Source organism: Saccharibacillus kuerlensis DSM 22868 (assembly GCF_000378145.1).
GTDB lineage: Bacteria > Bacillota > Bacilli > Paenibacillales > Paenibacillaceae > Saccharibacillus > Saccharibacillus kuerlensis.
On sequence record NZ_KB899277.1, the window covers coordinates 501686 to 522779 of the forward strand.

At 51.3% G+C, this 21094-nt stretch carries 18 protein-coding genes and 1 riboswitch; of the genes, 1 reads left to right on the forward strand and 17 read right to left on the reverse strand.

The features are described 5' to 3' along the window. Positions 1-3: 3 nt before the first annotated feature. The 4 genes from mqnC to metA all read right to left on the reverse strand — a co-directional run bounded on the left by mqnC (position 4) and on the right by metA (position 4926). Positions 4-1140 (reverse strand): cyclic dehypoxanthinyl futalosine synthase, encoded by a 1137-nt coding sequence (gene mqnC, locus F456_RS0102345; RefSeq protein WP_018975399.1) that lies wholly within the window; start codon positions 1138-1140, stop codon positions 4-6. A gap of 227 nt (positions 1141-1367) precedes the next feature. Next, entirely contained in the window at positions 1368-2669 is a 1302-nt protein-coding gene (locus F456_RS0102350; RefSeq protein ID WP_018975400.1) for a trans-sulfuration enzyme family protein, read from the reverse strand. Between the two features lies 1 nt (position 2670). Then, the gene (locus tag F456_RS0102355) at positions 2671-3855 is read right to left on the reverse strand and encodes an aminotransferase class I/II-fold pyridoxal phosphate-dependent enzyme (protein ID WP_018975401.1); all 1185 of its coding nucleotides are present in this window, start codon (positions 3853-3855) and stop codon (positions 2671-2673) included. Between the two features lie 126 nt (positions 3856-3981). Further along, positions 3982-4926: a homoserine O-acetyltransferase MetA gene (metA, locus tag F456_RS0102360; protein ID WP_018975402.1), complete on the reverse strand. Its 945-nt coding sequence runs from the start codon at positions 4924-4926 to the stop codon at positions 3982-3984. 380 nt (positions 4927-5306) lie between these two features. Then, a riboswitch (SAM riboswitch) is annotated at positions 5307-5412 on the reverse strand. Positions 5413-6010: 598 nt separating this feature from the next. Between metA and corA the strand changes: the two genes are divergently transcribed. Then, positions 6011-6952, forward strand: coding sequence for a magnesium/cobalt transporter CorA (corA, locus tag F456_RS0102370; RefSeq protein ID WP_018975404.1), 942 nt, complete (start codon positions 6011-6013; stop codon positions 6950-6952). Between the two features lie 176 nt (positions 6953-7128). Here the strand turns inward: corA and F456_RS0102375 are convergent, their stop codons facing one another. The 13 genes from F456_RS0102375 to F456_RS23405 form a co-directional block, all read right to left on the reverse strand. Further along, positions 7129-8235 carry an HRDC domain-containing protein gene (locus F456_RS0102375; RefSeq protein ID WP_018975405.1) on the reverse strand — a complete coding sequence of 369 codons (1107 nt, stop codon included), beginning with the start codon at positions 8233-8235 and terminating at the stop codon, positions 7129-7131. 162 nt (positions 8236-8397) lie between these two features. After that, the gene (locus F456_RS0102380) at positions 8398-9057 is read right to left on the reverse strand and encodes an MOSC domain-containing protein (RefSeq protein WP_018975406.1); all 660 of its coding nucleotides are present in this window, start codon (positions 9055-9057) and stop codon (positions 8398-8400) included. A gap of 37 nt (positions 9058-9094) precedes the next feature. Continuing rightward, complete coding sequence (locus F456_RS0102385) at positions 9095-10204, reverse strand: phosphodiester glycosidase family protein (RefSeq protein WP_018975407.1); 1110 nt, start codon at positions 10202-10204, stop codon at positions 9095-9097. Positions 10205-10840: 636 nt separating this feature from the next. After that, positions 10841-11773: a 5'-3' exonuclease gene (locus tag F456_RS0102395; protein ID WP_018975408.1), complete on the reverse strand. Its 933-nt coding sequence runs from the start codon at positions 11771-11773 to the stop codon at positions 10841-10843. Continuing rightward, complete coding sequence (locus tag F456_RS0102400; RefSeq protein WP_018975409.1) at positions 11770-12147, reverse strand: arsenate reductase family protein; 378 nt, start codon at positions 12145-12147, stop codon at positions 11770-11772. The genes F456_RS0102395 and F456_RS0102400 overlap by 4 nt, the downstream gene beginning before the upstream one ends. Before the next feature lie 118 nt (positions 12148-12265). Next, positions 12266-13294: an RluA family pseudouridine synthase gene (locus F456_RS0102405; RefSeq protein ID WP_018975410.1), complete on the reverse strand. Its 1029-nt coding sequence runs from the start codon at positions 13292-13294 to the stop codon at positions 12266-12268. Beyond that, positions 13291-13890 carry a cob(I)yrinic acid a,c-diamide adenosyltransferase gene (locus tag F456_RS0102410; RefSeq protein WP_018975411.1) on the reverse strand — a complete coding sequence of 200 codons (600 nt, stop codon included), beginning with the start codon at positions 13888-13890 and terminating at the stop codon, positions 13291-13293. Before F456_RS0102410 ends, F456_RS0102405 begins: the two co-directional genes overlap by 4 nt. A 46-nt stretch (positions 13891-13936) precedes the next feature. Continuing rightward, on the reverse strand, positions 13937-14482 hold the full coding sequence (locus tag F456_RS0102415; RefSeq protein ID WP_018975412.1) for a type 2 periplasmic-binding domain-containing protein: 546 nt from the start codon (positions 14480-14482) through the stop codon (positions 13937-13939). 230 nt (positions 14483-14712) lie between these two features. Continuing rightward, positions 14713-15888, reverse strand: a complete 1176-nt coding sequence (locus F456_RS0102420) for an aminotransferase class I/II-fold pyridoxal phosphate-dependent enzyme (protein WP_229675604.1) — start codon at positions 15886-15888, stop codon at positions 14713-14715. Positions 15889-15967: 79 nt separating this feature from the next. Then, a complete protein-coding gene (locus tag F456_RS0102425) occupies positions 15968-16468 on the reverse strand; it encodes an Lrp/AsnC family transcriptional regulator (protein WP_018975414.1) in 501 nt (166 codons plus the stop codon). A 490-nt stretch (positions 16469-16958) separates the two neighbouring features. Further along, positions 16959-17378, reverse strand: coding sequence for a DUF350 domain-containing protein (locus F456_RS0102430; protein ID WP_018975415.1), 420 nt, complete (start codon positions 17376-17378; stop codon positions 16959-16961). Positions 17379-17403: 25 nt separating this feature from the next. Next, positions 17404-19767 (reverse strand): endonuclease MutS2, encoded by a 2364-nt coding sequence (locus F456_RS0102435; protein ID WP_018975416.1) that lies wholly within the window; start codon positions 19765-19767, stop codon positions 17404-17406. A gap of 221 nt (positions 19768-19988) precedes the next feature. Further along, the gene (locus F456_RS23405; protein WP_018975417.1) at positions 19989-21089 is read right to left on the reverse strand and encodes a GGDEF domain-containing protein; all 1101 of its coding nucleotides are present in this window, start codon (positions 21087-21089) and stop codon (positions 19989-19991) included. Between the last annotated feature and the right edge of the window lie 5 nt (positions 21090-21094).

A 21094-nucleotide genomic window follows, 5' to 3' on the forward strand; every position in this document is an offset into this window, starting at 1 on the left:
TAACTAGTTTTGCATAATAAAGTCGCGCTGTACCTTGAAACTCTTATCGTCAAACACTTTAAGAATATTGTATTTTGTATCACGCTGAGCTGGAGTCTTGCCCGCTTCCCGAATAATGTCCAGCGTCTGCTCGATATTGACTTTATGCGTCGTTCCTGCGGCAGAAACTACGTTTTCTTCCATCATCGTGCTGCCGAAATCGTCGCATCCGTACTGCAGCGACAGCTTGCCTACTTCCGGGCCCATCGTTACCCACGAAGATTGGAAGTGCTTAATATTATCGAGTACGATCCGGCTGATCGCTACATTTTTAAGATACTGCTCAGGCGTCTGCTTCTCGACTTTCATATTGGTGTTGTCCGGCTGGAACGTCCATGAGATGAATGCCAAGAAACCTTCGGAATTGTATCCGTTCCGGATGCATTCATCCTGGGCTTCGCGTACCCGCAGCAGATGCAGGGCTCTCTCCTCGAACGATTCGCCGAACCCGATAACCATCGTTGCGGTCGTATTCATGCCGACTTTGTGAGCCGTCTGCATGACATCCATCCAATCACGCCACGAGCCTTTGAGACGACTGATTTTACGGCGGGTACGGTCATCAAGAATCTCTCCGCCACCGCCCGGCAGGGAATCGAGTCCCGCTTCATGAATGGCACGAATCGTATCTTCCATCGACATTCCCGACAATTTTTGCATCTTCATAATCTCTGCAGGGGAGAACGAATGCATTGTAATATTCGGGAAATGCTGCTTGATTTTACGCAGGATGTTCAGGTAATATTCGAACGGCAGATCCGGGTTGACCCCGCCCTGCATCAAAATTTCCGTACCGCCTACATCTTCCGTTTCCTGAATTTTTTGCAGGATCACTTCGTCGGGCAGTACATACCCTTCCGGGGAACCCGGTCGACGATAAAAAGCGCAGAAGCGGCAGAATACATCACATACATTCGTATAATTCACATTTCGACCAATTACGAATGTCGTAATCGGATCGGGATTTTTGCGCATCATCAGCTGATTTGCAGCTTGTCCCATTTTTTCGATCTCGTTGGACTCGTACAGGGCAATCGTATCCTCTACATCCAGCCGTCCTCCGTGCAAAGCTTTATCCAGTATAGTGTCAACCGCACTCATTTCATGCAGCCTCCTTTGTGAAAATAGGTTCAAATGGAGATAATCGAATTCATCTTGTACACTGCAAAATCTCTATTTTAAATAGTTAACATTGGGATAGATACTGCAATACATTCAATCCTACCACACTTCAATTGAGAATAAAATATTTGTACACGACTACATTCTGTAAAAATAAAAAGACCGGCTCGCTTCAGCGAACCGGTTTCTTCATGTGCCGAACGAAATCAGTCGGCCAGCGCCTGCTCCAAATCGGCAATCAGATCTTCGATATTTTCCAAGCCTACAGAAAAGCGCAGCAGGCCGTCTCCAATCCCTCGTTCCAGACGAACCTCGCGCGGCATCGCCGCATGCGACATCATTGGCGGATAGGAGAGAATACTTTCCACCGCTCCAAGACTAACGGCCACAAGCGGCAGCTTGATCCGATTCAGCAGCCGCTTCGCCCGCTCTTCGGAACCCACGTCGAATGACACAACCGCTCCATAACCGGTCGACTGCTTCTCCTGAATTTCCCGTCCAGGATGTCCCGGCAGACCTGGGTAGTAGACGGATGCAATATCGCCCCGTTCTGCGAGCCACTCCGCCAATCTGCGCGCCCCAATCTCGCTGCGCTCCATTCGGGCCCCAAGCGTCTTCATTCCGCGGATCATAAGCCAGCTGTCCTGCGGACCCAGAACGGTACCCAGACCGTTCTGCAGCTTCTTCAGCTCGGCAGCCAGCTCGGGTGTCCGGGCAACCGCAAGACCCGCCAGCACGTCACTGTGACCGCCGAGGAACTTCGTCGCGCTGTGCAGTACGATGTCGACTCCCTGTTCGATCGGCCGCTGATAATACGGAGTCATGAACGTATTGTCGACCAGTGTCAGCAGATTATGTTCTTGAGCCCAAGCTGTCACAGCGCCCACATCCGTAATCTTAAGCGTCGGATTGGAAGGTGTTTCCATGTAAACGCCTCTCGTATTCGGACGCAGCGCTGCACGGATCTGCTCCAGATCCGTCATATCGACAAACGTCGTCTCGATCTGCATCCGGCTTAAGATCGTTGTCAGCAGCCGATATGTACCGCCGTATACATCTTCAGTCACGATCAGATGATCGCCGGCCGAAAACATCATCAGTGCTGCCGAGATAGCCGCCATACCCGACGCGAATGCATAACCGCCCGCGCCGCCTTCCAGCAGCGAAATATAATCTTCGAGCGCCTGGCGCGTCGGACTGCCGGATCGGCTGTAGTCATACTGCGGCGGATCGTAAATATTGAAGTGATGGAACGTCGATGCCTGGTAGATCGGTACGCTGGATGCCCCGGTAGCCGGATCGATTTCCGCTCCAAAATGAATCAGCTTGGTATCAAAGTGACGACCTGCAAGCGATTCGGCACTCTGCTCCGGAGTCTGCAGCTGTGAAGGTGCCTTGTCGGCCTGTTCCGGTGTTCGGCCCTGAGGCTGGGCCGTCTTCTCTGTTCCCGTCTCCAGACTTGCTTCACTCCCGGCGGGATGGTTTTTGTCGTCGCGTCCAGTTGTCATATTATGCTTCCGCCCCTTCCGTCTTGCTCAGTGCTGCCTTCAATGCTCCGTCCAGATCGGCGATCAGATCATCGATGTGCTCAATCCCGACAGAGAAACGAAGCAGCTTATCGTCTACACCGATTGCGTCGCGGATCTCCAGCGGAATATCCGCATGTGTCTGTACCGACGGATACGTCATCAGCGATTCCACACCGCCTAGGCTTTCCGCAAAAGCAATCAATTTGATATTCTGCAAGATCGGCTCGATCCAGCGCGCATCCTTCACCTTAAAGGAGAAAATGCCGGTGTTTCCGCTCGACTGCCGGTTCTGAACATCATATCCCGGATGTTCAGACAGGCCCGGATGATACACAGCCTCGATCTGTGGATGGTTTTGCAGGAAACGAGCCACCGCCAGCGCGTTGCTCTCATGACGTTCCATGCGCAGAGCCAGCGTTTTCATGCCACGCATAAGCTGATAAGAGTCGGTTGGGCTTAACACAGCACCGATCGAATTATGCAGGAAGAACATTTCTTCGGACAATTCTTTGCCTTTCGTTACGATCAGGCCCGCCAATACGTCATTGTGTCCGCCCAAATATTTGGTTGCACTATGCACAACGATATCCGCTCCCAGCTCAATCGGACGCTGGAAGAACGGCGTCAGCAGCGTATTGTCCACAATGGTAAGAATACCGTGCGGCTTGGCCCAATCGGCTACCGCTTTAATGTCCGTAATCATCATCAGCGGATTGGTCGGCGTTTCAATAAATACGGCTTTTGTATTGGGCGTACGCAGCTTCTCAATCGCTTCAAGATCATTGGTGTCCACGTAGGAGGCGGTGACCCCAAATTTGGACAGAATCCGCTCCAGCAGCCGGTATGTGCCACCGTACAGATCCAGCGAAACGATCAGATGATCGCCTTGACCAAACAGCGCGAACAGCGTCTGCAGAGCCGCCATGCCCGAACTGCAGGCAAAACCGGCATCGCCGGATTCCAACTTGGCCGCAGCCTCTTCCAATACGGTACGGGTTGGATTTTTCGTCCGGGTATAGTCGAACCCTGTGCTCTGTCCCAGACCTGGATGACGGTAAGCGGTCGAGTGGTAGATCGGATAATTGACCGCGCCTGTCGCCGGATCTTCAAGGGAGCCGATCTGCGCCAGTGCGCTTTCGATTTTGAGCTGTCTGTCGTCCTTCATGTTCATTCCTCCTGGCTGGGTATGGGGTTTTGAGTAACACTGTGATGCTGCACCTTCTTGAACTGCCAAAGTGTGCGGAACTGCGCCAAATGAACAAACTGCGATCCGGTATCACAGCAGCTTGGATTAGATTCCGGATCCGTAGTCGCTGAATTCCGCTTCTTTGACCTGATCAAAAGGGGTTTCTTGATATACGTAGTAGTTCAGCCAATTGGAGAACAGCAGGTTCGCATGCGCTCTCCAGGAGGACAATGGCTTTTTCGTCGGATCATCACCCGGGAAATAATTTTTCGGAATGGCGACATCCAATCCTTTGGCGATATCGCGGTCATACTCCCATTTAAGCGATAACGGATCGTACTCGGAGTGTCCGGTTGCGAAAATCTGTCTGCCGTCCCGAGTAGCGACAAGGTAGACACCCGCTTCTTCGGACTCTGCCAAAATTTCCAATTCAGGATTACGCAAAATATCTTCTCTTTGCACGTCGGTATGACGGGAATGCGGTACGAAAAACGATTCGTCAAAACCACGCAGCAGCTGTACATTGGTTTTGTTCAGCGTATGCGGAAATACACCGAAACACTTCTCCTGCAGAGGAATCTTGCTAACGCCGAAGTGATGGTACAACCCAGCCTGCGAAGCCCAACAGATATGCATAGTCGATGTGACGTTCTTTTTCGACCAGTCGAAAATCCGACAGATCTCGTCCCAATAGCTGACCTGTTCGAAATCCAGTTGTTCCACCGGTGCACCGGTAATAATCATACCGTCGAAGCGCAGATGTTTAACTTCATCAAACGTTTTGTAAAACGTGTTAAGGTATTCTTCTGACGTGTTCTTGGATGTGTGCGAACTTGGATAAAGCAGCACGACGTCTACTTGCAGCGGCGTATTGCCGATTAAGCGCAGCAGCTGCGTTTCCGTTGTTTCTTTGGTCGGCATCAGGTTTAAAATAGCGATGCGCAGTGGACGGATATCCTGGCTGTAAGCCCGGCTCTCGTCCATAACGAAAATATTTTCCTGCAGCAGCACTTCCATAGCGGGCAAATTATCGGGTACTTTAATCGGCATCTCGCGTTCACTCCTTTTTGGTATTGACATTGAGCGTTGATCTATCGAGCATTGGGCGGCCGGAGCGTTTCCACTTGTACAAATGAGTACAAAAAAGACCTTTCTGGACAAGCCGAGAAAGGTCTATACAAAGCTAGCGCCTCTCTCATCTGTCAATTACCACTGCGATGCGAAAAGGGAGGACGAGCTGGCTGGGTAAGTTTAACGTCTCACCTGGCTGCTCGACTTCCGTAACGACGAGGTTGGAGCATTCAACATTAATCGACATGGGCGCAACGTTACCGTGACGATAAATACTGTCGACTCGCTCTAGGCTCGTCTCGGTTCGCACGGTGAAAATCTAAACATTGACCCATGACGACGAGCACTCATCGACTCGTTCCTCGTCTTTGTTCGCATGGTAATTGCAAGAATTAGCACCGTACGACAAAGTCGCCGGTTGCCGGGTTTCATCGGGCTAGTCCCTCCACCTGCTCTTGATAAGATTCCACTTTTCGACCGGCGTCTGCACGCCGGAGGAAATATTCAATTGTCGGATTCCCGTCCGTTCGGACGGGATAACTTGAGATTAATTATACACATTTTAGATATTCAAGCAAGAAGCAGGTTGCAAAGCAGTCCGGTGGCAGCGCATCGATTCAGGCTTATTTTCGATTCACTGTATTCTGCTTCTCGGATTCATCATCCTTTTTATAAGCCTTTGGATGCGGGTACAAGAACCGGTAAAGGGAGTATAAGCCGTCACAAACAAAGCCTTGAAAGGCCTTAGGGCGCAAGTTATACTTAACAAGGGTTTTATGAAAACAATATGGAAAGCAAGAGGTGAATTTCAGATGGACGGCGACCCGAGGCCTAAGCGTAAGAGAATGCAGTTTCCAGTTTCACAGCAGAAAAAACGGCCGGCCGGCGTCGATGCCTCCATTGCTGAACACTCACCGACCGGAAGCCTTCCTGGCGTCTGATCGCTTCAGCCGCTTCAGGACGACGCTCGCTTTACGGCGCCGGCCTGTTTTTTCCTGCGTTCTCCCGCAAATTCGAGACTATTTCACGGGCAGTCCTGTCCGATTTCGAAGGAGTGAACCGCATGAAAATCCGGCATGTCAAATATGGTGTTTTTACACTGATTGAAAATGAAAACCTGGCTGTTACACTGACTCCGCCAGAAGAAGGATTTTACTGGATCGATGCAGATCTCGATGACATTACCCTGCTTCAACATACTTTTGGGCTGCATGACCTGGCGGTCGAGGATATGCTCGGCGAGGAAGAACAGCGTCCCAAAATCGAAATTTACGAAAACCATTACTTTACCGTCGTCAACAGCATACGCTTCGACAACGAAGAAATTTTCATGCGGGCCCTCAATATTTTCCTGGGTCGGCATTTCATTATTACGGTTACCCGGCAAAAAATCCACGAACTTCGAACGGTCAAGCCGATTATGTGGGAAGAAGAAGTCAATACGCCGGACCGGTTTATGTATCTGCTGATTGACCGGGTTATCGACAATTTCTTCGCGGTCGGCGACCGAATCGAAGACCAGATCGAACAGCTGGAAGAAGACATTCTGATGAACACCAAGCGAACCCATTTGAACGACATCATCGGTCTGAGAGCGGAAATTCTTTGGCTCAAAAAGGTACTGGTTCCTCAACGCGAGGTGATCAACATCTTGAACAAGAGAGATCTGCGTTTGATTGACGATGAACTGCAGAAGTACTTCAGTGACATTTACGAAAATGCAATCAAAGTCTCTGAAGCTTTCGATACGTATCGCGACCTGATGGGTAACCTTCGCGAAGCCTATCAGTCCAGTATATCCAACCGCGCGAACGAGATCATGAAAGTATTTACGGTTATCACGACCATCTTCATGCCGCTCACCGTAGTAACAGGCATTTACGGAATGAACTTCGATCATATGCCGGAGCTGCATTGGACCTTCGGTTATCCAATGGTCATTATACTCATGATCACGCTGGGTGTGACCATGTATCTTCTGTTCCGCAAAAAAGGCTGGCTGTAAATCCCCGATTGGCTGTACACGCTGCCTTCTTCTTTTAAAAATTATGCCGTTGTTAGGCAAATTCTATCTTTAGTTCACTATCCTGTCGTTTGTATAAAAAGGCTGTTCCAGGTCTCCGTTTTCGGAGACGCGGAACAGCCTTTTGCTTATTCCTTGCTTTCCGACATCCAAGTCGACTACCCCGCTCCGGCTTCCTGCTGACGTTTGCCCTTTGCCGGCTTTCTCGGCGTAATGGCAAGTTCAGGCACGGATGGAGAGGAGAATGCGGCACCGGCTTCCAGCTCTTGACGTTCCGCTTCCCTGCGATAACGAATACGCAGCATTCGCAGCTGTTCATACAAAATATCGAGTCCCGGTTCGCTCGGCGGTTCTTCCCCATACACTTTCTTCAGCACCGGCTTCAGGAAAGAATCGCCCAGTTCTTCATAAGCCTGCATAACAGCAAGGCTTTGCTCTTCAGGCATCAGTCGAAGCTCATGCTCAATCACAGACTCCAGATTATATCCGTTCTTCTCCAGCGACTCCATCATCTCGATCAGCTCCCGACGCTCCAGTCCGCTATCCTGACTAATCTGCGTCAGCGAGACACTGTCGTTCTGAATGCGCGAAGCTTCAAGCAGCAGACGCGTAGCTCTTACCCGCTCAGCTTCGCGCTTGAATTTCCGTTCTTTATTTTTATAATTCCATTCTTCGAACTCTTCTTCGCCCAGACGACGTTCCACCCAATCGAGCGGGAAAGTATGTGTGCGTTCGATATTCTTCGTATGTTCGAGCAGCCCTTGGCCGTAGCGCTGTACCGTATTTTCACCAATCCCCGGCAATTCGCGCAGTTCGTCGAGTGTCTGGGGCAGGAAAGTGGAAATCAGTCGAAGCGCCCGATTGGTAGCGATCAGATAAGGAGCACGATGTTCCTCTGTCGATCGTTCTCTTCTCCATACAGCCATCCGTTTGTATAGTTCTTCATTGGTATGCTGCTCACTGTAACAGATCAACTTCTGCGTAAAGCGTCCACGTTGAGCGGATTCGAGGTATTCCTGAAAAGTATCCCGAATAACCGGACGATAACCTTCGGCGAGCTTCGAAGCCAGCTTATGCCGATAAACGGCAAGCATTTCGTTCCATACTTCTCCTTCATACCAGAGTTCACGCTTCTCCTCCGCAGAACCCCCTTCCTCGTTCCAGCCGCTTCTCCACAAGCCATCTTCCTCTTCAATCCATACTTGAGCGGCTCCGACTTCGCTTCCCCGCTCAATTTCCATCCGGTTTAAAAATACGATCGCCATCCCATTCCCGCCTTGTCCTTAAATTTCAGCCGAAACACAAAAAAAGCACCCCTCCTACATGGATATGTAAGAGAGGTGCTTCCTCCGCGCTTGTATGCTGTTATCCCTATAATACCCTTTATAAGGAATAATCGTCAAGATGAATTCGGATCGCTTGAAGCTTCAAGCATCGGAGGTTAAGAGGGCCAATCGTTTCTCTAAGGGTTCCCGCCAAGATTGAGCCAGCTCTTCCACCGCCAGCAGGCTTCGAATCGCTTCCGCGTCATCTTTCAATCGGTATTTGATCTCATTGGCTCTCATAACGGTCACACCGGCAGGATGACGCTGCAGCAGTTTAAGACGATCTCCCGCCCGAACATCCCCTTCCTTCAGCACCCGAAAATAAAACCCGCTGTATCCCGTTTCCTGAACTTTCGCCGGAAGTTCCGGTACCCCATAGCGCACCGAAAGTTTAAAACACGGCTGCCTCGGCTGACTGAGCTGCACAATCGCTTCGCCAATCGCATAAGTGTCTCCAATACAGAAATCCTCTTCCGCACCGCCTTCAATCGACAGGTTTTCACCGAAAGCGCCCGGCTCAAGCTTCGGCAGAACGCCGTTTTCCCAGAATGGAAAACGATCTATTGAATAAACGCACGCCGCTTTATCCGGTCCACCGTGATTTTTCAGATCGGCTTGTCCGTCGCCTTCAAAACCGAGCTGGCTCAAACGTACAGTGCCTTCAACCCGATGCTTGAAAATCCCTGTCTCCACTTCTTTCCTGCCGTTCGGTACACTTTTCGGCAGGCCTACATTAACCGAAGCGACTTTCGCTTCTTTCATATTGCCTCTCTCCAATCCTACGGCTGCTTCGCCGTCCTTATTCCATGGATACCCCTTGTCCAAACACAAGCGTATTGCTTAACAGACGCCCTGCGCCGGTCAGCATCCGCCCATTCGCGTATAGGGCGGAAGAAGCGCCGCCGTCCAAGTTCATCGCCTGTTTGGCTCCCAATTTCTGCATGACCTGCGCCCACTGCTTCATGGTGGCTCCGTTTACTGTAGCCAGCAGCACTGATCCGTCCGGCATAATCGCGATTCCGCTTCGCGCTCCGGAAGCGGTCAAGATTTTCGGATCATTGAAGCCTTCGCCTTTGGCATCCAGAGACACTTTACCGTCTTTGACAAGACGGGGACCTGCTCCGACCGATGTCACTACTTCGTTCCAAGGGATCGTTTTCTCTTTGGCATCTTCGTAAGCCAAGTTCATTTCGACCGTCGAACCGACTGCGAAACGATTTACGCTGTTTTGTTCCGAACCGTGGTAGACCAGAACGTAGCCGTCTTTAGGAATAGCTGCATTCTTATTGGCGGCCTTTTTGACAACCTTGCCTTTTCTTACCGTGACGGCAGTGCCTCCACTGAAGCCGACGTTCATGCCGCGCATCGAATTGTACATCAATACGACGTTTTGTCCGGCATCCGGCGTCCGGTTAACGAAAGTAGCGTACCAGCTCTGTGTTCGACTTTTCCCATTTTTGTCAGGCTTGCTTGTAACAGTGCCTCTAATCTTGACCCGCAGTGTATCCATCAACGCCGTTCCGTCCTTCTTGAAGCCGATGCTTGTGCCGTAATAACCGGTATGCACGACCTCTCCTTTTGAAATCAATGTTCCGTAAGGATCTGTTGGACCTCCATAGGAGTTGAAAAAGGCTCCATTGATCGAGGCGGTCGCTTTGCTGTTTTTGACAATCGAAGCGAAACTCTGCGTTTGACCGACTTTACCTCCGGCCAGTCCAAGTGCTGCTTTCGTGCCTTTCGGAATTTTCACGGTTTGTACCGTATACGTGCGCCCCGACACCGATACTTTACGTACTTCCGCCTTAATTGACGCCGCCGCTTGAACTTGATTCTCCCCCGTCAAGCCAAATACGCCCGATACCGCCAGCACCCCCGCCAGCAGCATCATTCCCCATTTTTTGCTTTTCATCACAGACCGATCTCCCTCTGAATCGTTTTTGGCGATGACTCATTACTGCTCGCCTTCTTTCTTTATTTGGCGATCACCGGTGCTTTTTCCTGCTTTTTGGAGAAAAAAAGGAAGCGATGCCGATTTCATATCGGCATTCGCTTCCCCAGGTTGCCCTCGAAAGTCTTATAAGCAGGACATTTCGCAGAGGCTGCGAAGAGAATTCATTCCGGTCGCGTGTTGAAATCGGGAAAAATGATTGAATTCTAGAGGAATTTTCCCGATTTCAAAGGCGAACACTATCGTTCCTACACTGAATTCCCTTCTCCGCTTTCCGAGTTTTCCTAGAATCAGACTTTCTCGACACGTTGAGGAAGCGATGCCGATTTCACATCGGCATTCGCTTCCCCCTTTTCTTTCGGTCTCTTCCTCTCCCAGAATTCAGGAGAGGCTGTTTGTCCTTATGAAGCCATACGCACGACGGAGCGGAGGGTGGAAGGAGGCGAAGAAGCGATAGCGCTCGCATCTAAAATCCGATTCCTGCCTTTAGACATGTCTTACTCCAATCAAAGGGAATCTGATTTTAGCGGCGATCGAAGCCCCTTCCACCCGCAGCGTATCCCCGTGCACGCAGCTCACTAAGGCGAACAACTCGCCTTAGCCAAACACATCTACGCCCATCATTTTCCCCAGACTGCTCATCTCAAGTTCCTCGAACTTCGCCGAGATTTTCGAATCGTCGATCCGGAACTCGCATAGATCAATCGGACATTCAACCGGAACTTCGCAGTGAATTTCTGCCAGGGAACGGGACATATGGAGCATATCGAGATCATTCTCGATTTTGGTACGGACAGACTTGGTCAGCTTGTCGAGATTGGCGAGAACACCGTCAATATCCCCGAACTCTTGAACAAGCTTGATTGCAGTTTTTTCGCCGATCCCTTTCACACCCGGATAGTTATCGCTGCTGTCGCCCATCAAGCCTTTCATATCGATAACCTGCGAAGGCTTCAGTCCCTTTTCTTCCATCAGAACTTGGGGCGTATAGACTTGGTAATTGCCATAACCTTTTTTCATGATAATGACTTTGATCCGTTCGTCCGTCAGCTGCAGCAGGTCGTTATCGCCGGACAGAATCTGCACATCCATATGCGTTTCCTTCGCGCAGCGTTTGGCAATCGTACCGATGCAGTCATCCGCTTCATAACCCGGTACGCCGATATTCGGAATATCCATGGCTTCGACCACTTCCTTGACGAGGTCAAACTGCGGGATTAGATCGTCCGGCGCTGCCGAACGGTTGCCCTTGTACGACTCGAACTGCTCGGTACGGAACGTACGCCCGCCCATATCCCAGCAGCAGACGACGTGCGTCGGGTCAAACTGCTGAATAGCATCCCACATATACCGCACGAAACCATAGATTCCGTTAGTCGGTATGCCCGCATCAGTGCGCCGGATGTAGCCTTTGAGCGCTGTCGCGTAATAGGCCCGGAACAGCAGCGCCATGCCGTCGACCAGCATCAGTGTTGGCTTGCGAGCCAGTACATTTTCCGGAAGTCCTTCGATACCGCCGTGTTCGCTCATTGACTCTTCTCCCCTTTACCCCAACTTTGTTCATACATCTCCGGCTTGAAGCCAAGCGTTACCTGACGGCCATCGGTCACGATCGGACGCTTGATCAGCTTGCCGTTCGAGGCCAGCAGTTCGGCGCGCTCTTCTTCGTCCAGACCGGACAATTTGTCCTTAAGTCCCAACTCTTTGTAGACCTCACCGCTGACATTGAAAAACTTTTTGGATTCCAGGCCGCTTTTGGCGATCAGATCCAGTATTTCTTCTTTGGAGGGAGGCTGCTCTATAATCGGAATCAGTTCCAGCTCGTACCCTTCGCCTTGCAGCCACTTAATCGCGCTGCGGCAGGTGCTGCATTTGGAGTAGTGATAAACTTTCAGTGTTGTCATGGTTGTGATTCACATCTCTTTCTTCCAAGTTGCTATATGATCTGATCTTATTGTACTTTTGATCATGCTATGACTATACTTTTTGATCCTACAACTATATTTCTTGATCACGGCTTGTTCAGCTCTTGAGTCTCTGCTCCAACCTTTTTAAATCCGGCGGAAAAGGAGCTTCGAACGTCATTCGTTCTCCGGTTCCCGGATGAACGAATGCCAGACGATAGGCATGAAGCGCCTGCCGATCTATCGTCGCATCCAGCGCTTTTGCCCTTGCCCGCTCTTCGGATGTCAGCGGAGAAGACTCGGTATATTTGTACATCTCATCGCCAAGCAGCGGACAGCCGATATGCGTCATATGCACCCGAATCTGATGAGTTCTCCCGCTCTCCAGCTCCAACTCAATCAATGACGCGCGGTAAGGCAGATAATGCTCCAATGTCCGATAGCGGGTCGCAGCAGGATAGCCGGTCGGCGTAACGATCCGCACATGCGGATTGTCCGGATCGCGATCAATCGGACCTTCGATACGCCCGCTTTCCGGCTGCGGACAGCCATGAACGAATGCCCTGTATGTCTTGTCAACCGTTCCTGCGATCATCTGCTCGGAAATATGCTGATGAACATAAGGATTTTTGGCAATAGCCAGCACACCCGACGTTTCGCGGTCCAATCGGTGCACCGGACGGAAACGGACCTGTTCACCGCGTTCCCGCCAGTGGTGCACAACTCCGTTCGCCAGCGTACCGGTATAATGACCATGCGTAGGATGGACGATTACGCCTGCGGCCTTGTTTATAATCAGCAGCTCTCGGTCTTCGTAAACAATGTCCAGCGGCATCTGCTCCGGCAGAATATCGTCCGACACTTCGCGCTCCATTCGCAGCTCGACCATGTCTCCGCTCTGTACCTTCACACTGATGTATACACGTTTGCCGTTCAGCATAATGCCGCGCTCGGTCATTTTGAGCCGGGATGTTAGCTTGCGCGATACCCCCAGACGGCTGTGCAGCAGCGTTTTGAGTGTCCAACCGCTTTCGCGTTCGGATACGGTGTAAACAATGGGATCATAATAGCCGTGTTCCGGCTCAATCCCTTTTTCTCTCGGAAAATCATACGGTTCCGGCCTGTTCTCTGTTGGTTCGATCTTCATTCACCCTGCTTTTGTTCATTTTTGCGGTCTGTATCACCGGTAAACACCCGGGCACCGCGCACATATTCCACGTCTTCCGCTCTCAGCTTGAGATTGGCAGCTCGCGCAGCACTGAAAAAGTAGTCGGACAAGCGGTTCAGATACCGGAGCACTTCCGGATTGACTTCTCCCTCGTCCGTAAGGGTCACGACACGCCGCTCGGCACGCCGGCAGACCGTTCTGCAGATATGCAGTGCGGCTGCCGGCGGACTGCCTCCCGGAAGAATAAAGCGATCCAGCGGCGGATTTCCCGCTTCCAATCGGTCAATCCAGACTTCAAGGCGCTCTGTCATGGCAGCATGCGTCTTGTACGGCTGCTGCGCCGCAGGCGTATAGGCCAGATCCGAGCCGCAGTCGAACAGCTCCTGGCCGACGACGGCCAACTGTTCACGCAGATCTTTGAAGCGATCGTCCTGCAGCAGTGCCGCAGCTTGACCGACAAAACTGTTCAATTCATCGATCGTGCCGTAAGCCTCTACGCGGGCATCGTCTTTACGGACTCTTCCCCCGATTACCGATGTTTCTCCGCCGTCCCCCGTTTTCGTATAAATGCGCATATCCGTGTCCTCCTTCCGGTTCTCGCAAGCTGTCAAACGGTTTTCATCAGCCTTCCGTCAGCTTTTGCAGCACTTTGACTGCCGCTTCCTTATCAGGCGCATTGACCAGTACGCATGCCAGCAAACCTTCAGGCGTATAACCTGTGTCCTGGAACATTTTCATCTCTGTGAGCGGAATACCGAATAGATGCTCCTCGAGCACCGCATCATTTTCTCCGTCCTTCAGCACACCGCTTTCAAATACGCCTTCCGGATACTCGGATTTGTCAAAATATTCATCGAGCGGGATATGAGCCCCGTCTTTCCCGTACGTTTTAATCGTATCTTCCGGCAAAATGACGATAGAATTGCCCCCTGCCGCATATTCGATCATCACTTTTTGCAGATTGAACAATGGCGAATAGTTAAGTTCTACTTTCAGTTCTGACAGATCAGTATTCAATTTCTCCTGAACAAGACCAATGGCATCCTGACTGACAGCCCCTTCATCCGACATGAAAATCGTGATATTGTCATCTCCTTTGCCGCATCCGGCCAACAGCATAATCGCCGCAATCATCAGCATCCAGACTCCCGCTTTTCTTCGCTTCACCTTGATTCCCCCTCAATCTCCTGCCGTAAAAAGTATTCCTTAATTAATATATCACAACTCACCCGCCGCAAGCATTGCCGGCTTCCGCTTCCTTCTTTGTCTCTGCGAACTCTTTTTATGCATCAAATTCTTTCCATTGAAAAAGGAAGAGCTTCTTCAACGAAGTCTCTTCCTTTTTAATCATTCATTATGATTTTCCGTTATTGGATTAGTTCGCTTTTGCTTTCAGATCAGGCGCCTTCGCGCTTCACCTTGTACACAAATTGACCAATCCGATCCATCGCTTCATTCAGCTGTGCAACGGAAGTTGCATAGGAGCAGCGCAGGAACCCTTCTCCTCCTAGACCGAATACATCGCCCGGAACAGCAGCTACTTTGCCTTCGGCCAGCAGACGCTGTGCGAAGATTTCGGAGGTCAGTCCGGTAGACTGAATACTCGGAAACGCATAGAAAGCTCCTTCCGGCTCATGGCATTCCAATCCGGCGTCACGCAGTCCCTGAACGACGAGACGGCGGCGGCGATTGTAGGATTCTACCATCTTGTCCTTTTCGCCCAATCCGTTGGTCAACGCTTCAAGCGCAGCGACTTGGCCCATGACCGGTGCACACATAACTGTGTATTGATGGATCTTAAGCATTGCAGAGATCAGCTCCGGATGTCCGCAGGCATAACCCATCCGCCAGCCGGTCATCGCAAACGCTTTGGAGAATCCGCTGACGAGAATCGTACGATCTTTCATTCCCGGCGCAGCGGCGAAACTCGCATGTTTGCTTTGACCGTAACTCAACTCGGCATAGATTTCATCGGAAATGACGATCAGATCGTGCTTTTCGACTACTTTGGCAATCGGAATCCAGTCTTCTGCCGTCATCGTCGCTCCCGTCGGGTTGCTCGGATAGCAGAGGATTAGCACTTTCGATTTAGGCGTGATACTGTTTTCCAGCGCTTCGGCCGTCAGTTTGAAGTTGTCTTTGGCAAAAGTCTCGATCCCGATCGGCACCCCTCCGCCAATCGATGTGATCGGGGAATATGAGATGTAGCACGGTTCGGGTACGAGTACCTCGTCGCCCGGACGGATCAACGCTCGCAGTGCAAGGTCGATCGCCTCACTGCCGCCAACCGTAACCAGCACTTCTTTTTCAGGATCATAAGCCGTACCGAAAGACCCTTTCAAATAAGACGAGATCGCTTCGCGCAGCTCCGGCATACCCGCGTTCGATGTATACCGGGTGTAGCCGCGCTCCAGCGAATACACGCATGCTTCCCGTACATGCCATGGCGTCACGAAGTCCGGCTCGCCGACGCCCAGTGTAATAATATCTTTGCTCGCGCTGACGAGATCGAAAAACTTGCGGATGCCCGAAGGCTTAATATCGCGAACGAGGGGCGACAAATAACGTTCCATGGAGCCATGCTCAGAATCCGAAGGTTGTTGTGTGCTGTTTTCGTTAAGTTCCCGGTTAGTAATCATCGTTTCGCATCCTTTACGGCGAGATCATCAAACGGCGGTCTTCTTCATGTTCCTCGAAAATGATACCGTTCTGCTTGTATTTTTTGAGAATGAAATGGGTCTTGGTCGACAAAACGGATTCGATCGGCGAAAGTTTGTCGGAGACGAAACTGGCTACTTCTTTCAGACTCAGACCGTCCACCTCGACCAAAAGATCGTAAGCGCCGGACATCAAGAATACCGACTTAACCTGCGGATAGCGATAAATGCGTTCCGCAATGCCTTCAAAGCCACGTCCACGCTCCGGCGTAATTTGCACTTCGATCAGCGCCGTTACCTTCTCATCGTTGACCTTACTTTCGTTGACAACCGTCGCATATTTAACGATTACTCGATCCTGTTCGAGCTCTTGAACGGCTGCTTGCACTTCTTCTTCCGGAATATCCAGCATGGTGGACAGCAGTTCGGGCGTACGGCGCGCATCTTCTTCCAACAGTTCGAGAATGTCCAATTTCAGCTTGTTCGTTTCTTTCACTCCGCATGCCTCCAGATAAGTTTCGCTTGGTAAGTGACCAGACAGGTCAGCTTTGCATTTGCTTTATTGTACCTCATCTTACCCGAAAAGATTCCCTTATGCTACCGTTTGCGCGTAATTGAAGCATACCGCCGCTGTTCGAAAAAGACCTTCGAGCGGATTTTATATATAAAGAGACTGCTTCTGAAAAGAGGCAGTCTCAGGCTGTCGAGAAAGTCACATCCGTAGAGAATCCGTGAAGGCTGCAGAGAAAATTCGTTCCGGTCGCGTGTTGAAATCAAGAAAAGAGATTAAATTTTAGTGGAATTTTCTCGATTTCAAAGGCGAACGCTGGCGCTCCTTCACTGAATTTCCTCTTCCGCTCATTGGATTCTCACAAAAAAAGACTTTCTCAACACGTTGAGACTGCTTCTGAAAAGAAGCAGTCTCTTTAAAATATGAAAAGCAGCCGTTCGGTTTTCTTCAAAAACAGAACGGCTGCGATTGCCTTTTAGAGAACCGAAACGCCGATGACATAAGAAAGCGATATGGACAAGATCATGGCGATCAGCCCAACTGCCCGATTATCCCGTTCAATCTCCTCGTCGATCTTGAAGAACGGGGTGACAAACTCAAACAGGAAATATCCGATCATCAGCAGGACAAAGCCGACAAGAGACCACAACATGCTCTCATAGATGCTGGATCCTGATTCGATACAGAAACGCAAAACATTACAGATGCCAAATATCTTACCACCGGTTGCCATTGCAACCGCCACATTGCCCTTGCGGATCTCATCCCAGCATTTGTATCGGGTGACCGCTTCGAAAATGGACAAAAACACAACCAATTCCAGAACGGCTACCGAGAAATAAGCTGCGGCAGAACCGATCGGGGACGCCAGAATAGAATCGACTGCACTATTCATCTTGTCCGAACCCCGCTCCTTTCCGTCACTTCAATTCGGCTACGGTCACGCCGTTGCCGCCTTCGCCATAATTGCCGAGCCGGTAAGACTTGACCAGCTTGTGACGCCGCAGGTGCTCTTGAATGCCGGTGCGCAGAATGCCGGTTCCTTTGCCATGAATAATATAGATCTGACCGAGATTCGACAAAAAGGCTTCGTCGATAAAGCGATCGGTCTCGATCAGCGCTTCTTCAAGGTTCGCGCCGCGCAGATCAAGCTCGGAACGTGTACTTTCGTCCTTGGTACGCTTGACTGCCGTTACCGGCTTCTGCTTAGGTAGCGCAACCGGAGCCGTCTGCACACGTTCGAGCGAACCGAGCGCCACTTTCATTTTCATGATGCCGACCTGTACCATCGCTTCTTTGCCGTCCATTTCGATCACATGTCCGCGTTGGCCTAGATTGGTCAGAATCACTTCGTCGCCCGGCTCGATTTTTTGCGAAGCTTTGGCTCCGGACGCTTTCTTCGACTTCTTGACTCGCGCTTCAGGCTCCGCTTCGTCAAGCTGTCTGCGAGCGGCAATGAGTTTGTGCTCTTTGACCGAAGCACCCTCTTCCATTGCAAGGCGGCGCAGTTCAGATACGACTTCGTCGGCTTCCTTACGCGCTTTTGCAATGATCTCGCGGGCTTCATTCTCGGCCTTCTCAAGCCTGGAATCGCGCTGCGACTCCAGCTTCTCGAGCTCGCGTTCATGCCGCGCGCGAAGTTCTTCCATCTCGCGGCGCAGCCGTTCGGCTTCTTCGCGCTCCGCTTCGGCGCCAATCCGGTTCTCTTCCAGCGCGCTGATCATGTTCTCGACGCGCAGGTCTTCTTCCTTGACTTCGCCGCGGGCGAAGCTGAGAATAGTGCCCGGCAGGCCGAGGCGTTCCGCGATCGCAAACGCGTTGCTTCGCCCCGGCACGCCGACGAGCAGCCGGTACGTCGGGCTCAGCGTCGCCACGTCGAATTCCATGCTGGCGTTGATGACGCCGTCTCGTTCGTAGGCGTATGCCTTCAGCTCGCTGTAGTGAGTCGTCGCCACCATCCGGCAGCCGAATTGGTGAATATACTCGAGGATGGCAATTGCCAGCGCTGAGCCTTCCGCCGGATCGGTTCCCGCTCCTACTTCGTCAAGCAGCACAAGACTTTTCGGCGTCATATCCCGCAGGATACGAATGATGTTCGTCATATGACTGGAGAACGTACTGAGACTCTGTTCGATGCTCTGTTCGTCGCCGATGTCGGCATAAATGCCGTCGAATACGCACAGCTCGCAGCCTTCGTCAGCCGGAACGAACAGGCCTGACATCGCCATCATGCTGAGCAGACCGATTGTTTTGAGCGTAACCGTTTTGCCGCCTGTATTCGGGCCGGTTACGATGATGCTGGAAAACTCTCCGCCGAGCTCGACGTCAAGCGGCACGACCGACTTCTGGTCGATTAACGGATGACGACCTTTGCGAATACGCAGATAGCCGCGATCGTTCATTTTCGGTTCGGTCGCCTTCATCCGGTGGGCCAGCCGGCCCTTGGCGAAGATAAAGTCGAGCTGTGCGAGCACGTCCACGTCGTATGTCAGCAGTTCTGCCTGCTCGCCAACGGCGGCCGTCAACTTTTGCAGGATAATTTCGATCTCGCGCGTCTCGCGCAGCTTCGTTTCGCGCAGCTTGTTGTTCATCGCCACAATCGCTTCCGGCTCGATAAACATTGTTGCGCCGGAGCTGGACTGGTCGTGCACAATGCCGCCAAAATGCGAACGGTATTCGGACTTGACCGGAATAACAAACCGGTCTCCACGAATTGTAATCAGCTGGTCCTGCAGCATTTTTGCGACACTTGAAGAGCGAATCATCGACTCCAGCTTTTCGCGGATACGGGATTCTCCGCCTCGCAGCTCGCGCCGGATCGCCGCCAGTGTCGGACTTGCGGAATCCATGACCTCCGCAGATTCGCCGATACAAGAATTGATTAGACGTTCCAGCTCTTTCTGGTCGGAAATCAGATCTGCCAAGCCGTCCAGCAGTTCAATCGGATGGTCTTCGTGCAGCGTCTGGATAAAACGCTTCAGACGCCGGGACCCATACAGCGTTGTTGCAACGCCCAGCAGCTCGTGCGGATTCAGCATACCGCCGATCCGTGCCCGCTGTACGGCGGGCCGGATGTCCACAATACCGCCAAACGGCGGCGAACCTTTCAAGCGGTCGACATCGAACGCTTCGTGTGTGGCCTGAAGCAGCCGCTGTACCGATGAAAGATCGGTATCGGGCTTCAGTGCCCGTGCGGCTTCCTTGCCGAGTGACGTCTGCGCTTGATCGGCAAGCGCATTCGAGATGTTCGCATATTGTAAAATTTCGAATATTTTATCGTTCAAGAACGTGACAACTCCTTATCGGGTCTGGAGGCCGCTGCGGCGCTCCGTCCCTTTATTATACCGAATTTCGGACAGGTAAACCATGCAAGTCCTTACACCGGATAATATCCGCGTGCAGAAAAACAACCCTCCCGGATGCGACGGCCAGCGGCCGAACATCCGGGAGGGCTGTCGTCCTGTCAGAATGTGCCCACGTAGAATTTATGCCGACAAGCGGCACTTCACCCGCGCCGGGTTACGGTATCTACACTCCGATCATACAGCTCGACCCGATTTTTTCCCGATCGTTTTGCGCGATAGAGAGCGGCATCCGCTTTGGCAAACATAGTCTCTGCCGTGTCATCTGATTCATAGCCGGCCATGCCTACGCTGATCGTAACCGGATGATTGCCCATATAAGAATAATTGGCACCTTGAACGGCCGCTCGGATAATCTCCGCATACGATGCCGATTCTTCGATCGTTTTTTCGGTAAAAATTATTGCGAATTCTTCGCCACCGTAACGGGCAGCAAAATCGTTCGGCGAAATCGCCATTCCCAGACGAATCGAAACTTCTTTCAGCACCATGTCTCCGATCAAATGACCGTATGTATCGTTAATTTTTTTAAAATTATCGATATCCAGCACAGCAACCTGAATTTGAAGTCCGTTGCGCCTGCATTGATCGACCAGGTCTTCCAGGTATTCGTAGAACGTCCCGTGATTGTACAGCTGTGTCAGCGCATCGGTCTTGAGCAGGCGCTGAGAGACCGCCTTATCAACAATCATATCCTGCTGGGACTTCGTTAAACTCTCGACCTGGCGTCCAATCTCGATCGCACGAACAAGCACAGTGCGACTCAGCAGCAGCGAAGAGACAAGCATGAATTCCAGCAGCAAAAAATTTTCAAACCCTCGCCCGTAAAGCAAGCGTTCGACCGTGAAATAAAATGCTGTGTAGAGCCCAATATTTAAAGCCCCAAACAGATACAGCATTCTGCGATCGAAATAAATTAATGGGATAAACATAGGGAATATCAGCAAAATGCCCGGCGCACTTTCCGTATACAAACCCAGAATCAGATAGTTGACGTACGCTATAGTCAGACTGACGCCTACAACAATCTGCCGTCCGTAGCGGCGGAAGCAGGCGTACAAAAGCTCTCCCAAACCCGCGATGCCGACAATCAACAGGCTTCGGCTCAGCAGTGAGACCGGATCGTTGCGGAACAAGATGCTGTTTCCGAAAAGAAAGTACAGAACTTCTACTACCAACACCATCGCCACAACGATCCAGTAAGCGTTCAGAACCTGTCTATTCAGCTGATCAACGTTACCCATGGCTC

Bases quoted from the DNA above. Each gene is read 5' to 3' on its own strand.
- mqnC (WP_018975399.1), bottom strand. From the start codon at position 1,140: ATGAGTGCGGTTGACACTATACTGGATAAAGCTTTGCACGGAGGACGG.
- F456_RS0102350 (WP_018975400.1), bottom strand. From the start codon at position 2,669: ATGACAACTGGACGCGACGACAAAAACCATCCCGCCGGGAGTGAAGCA.
- F456_RS0102355 (WP_018975401.1), bottom strand. From the start codon at position 3,855: ATGAAGGACGACAGACAGCTCAAAATCGAAAGCGCACTGGCGCAGATC.
- metA (WP_018975402.1), bottom strand. From the start codon at position 4,926: ATGCCGATTAAAGTACCCGATAATTTGCCCGCTATGGAAGTGCTGCTG.
- corA (WP_018975404.1), top strand. From the start codon at position 6,011: ATGAAAATCCGGCATGTCAAATATGGTGTTTTTACACTGATTGAAAAT.
- F456_RS0102375 (WP_018975405.1), bottom strand. From the start codon at position 8,235: ATGGCGATCGTATTTTTAAACCGGATGGAAATTGAGCGGGGAAGCGAA.
- F456_RS0102380 (WP_018975406.1), bottom strand. From the start codon at position 9,057: ATGAAAGAAGCGAAAGTCGCTTCGGTTAATGTAGGCCTGCCGAAAAGT.
- F456_RS0102385 (WP_018975407.1), bottom strand. From the start codon at position 10,204: ATGAAAAGCAAAAAATGGGGAATGATGCTGCTGGCGGGGGTGCTGGCG.
- F456_RS0102395 (WP_018975408.1), bottom strand. From the start codon at position 11,773: ATGAGCGAACACGGCGGTATCGAAGGACTTCCGGAAAATGTACTGGCT.
- F456_RS0102400 (WP_018975409.1), bottom strand. From the start codon at position 12,147: ATGACAACACTGAAAGTTTATCACTACTCCAAATGCAGCACCTGCCGC.
- F456_RS0102405 (WP_018975410.1), bottom strand. From the start codon at position 13,294: ATGAAGATCGAACCAACAGAGAACAGGCCGGAACCGTATGATTTTCCG.
- F456_RS0102410 (WP_018975411.1), bottom strand. From the start codon at position 13,890: ATGCGCATTTATACGAAAACGGGGGACGGCGGAGAAACATCGGTAATC.
- F456_RS0102420 (WP_229675604.1), bottom strand. From the start codon at position 15,888: ATGGAACGTTATTTGTCGCCCCTCGTTCGCGATATTAAGCCTTCGGGC.
- F456_RS0102430 (WP_018975415.1), bottom strand. From the start codon at position 17,378: ATGAATAGTGCAGTCGATTCTATTCTGGCGTCCCCGATCGGTTCTGCC.
- F456_RS23405 (WP_018975417.1), bottom strand. From the start codon at position 21,089: ATGGGTAACGTTGATCAGCTGAATAGACAGGTTCTGAACGCTTACTGG.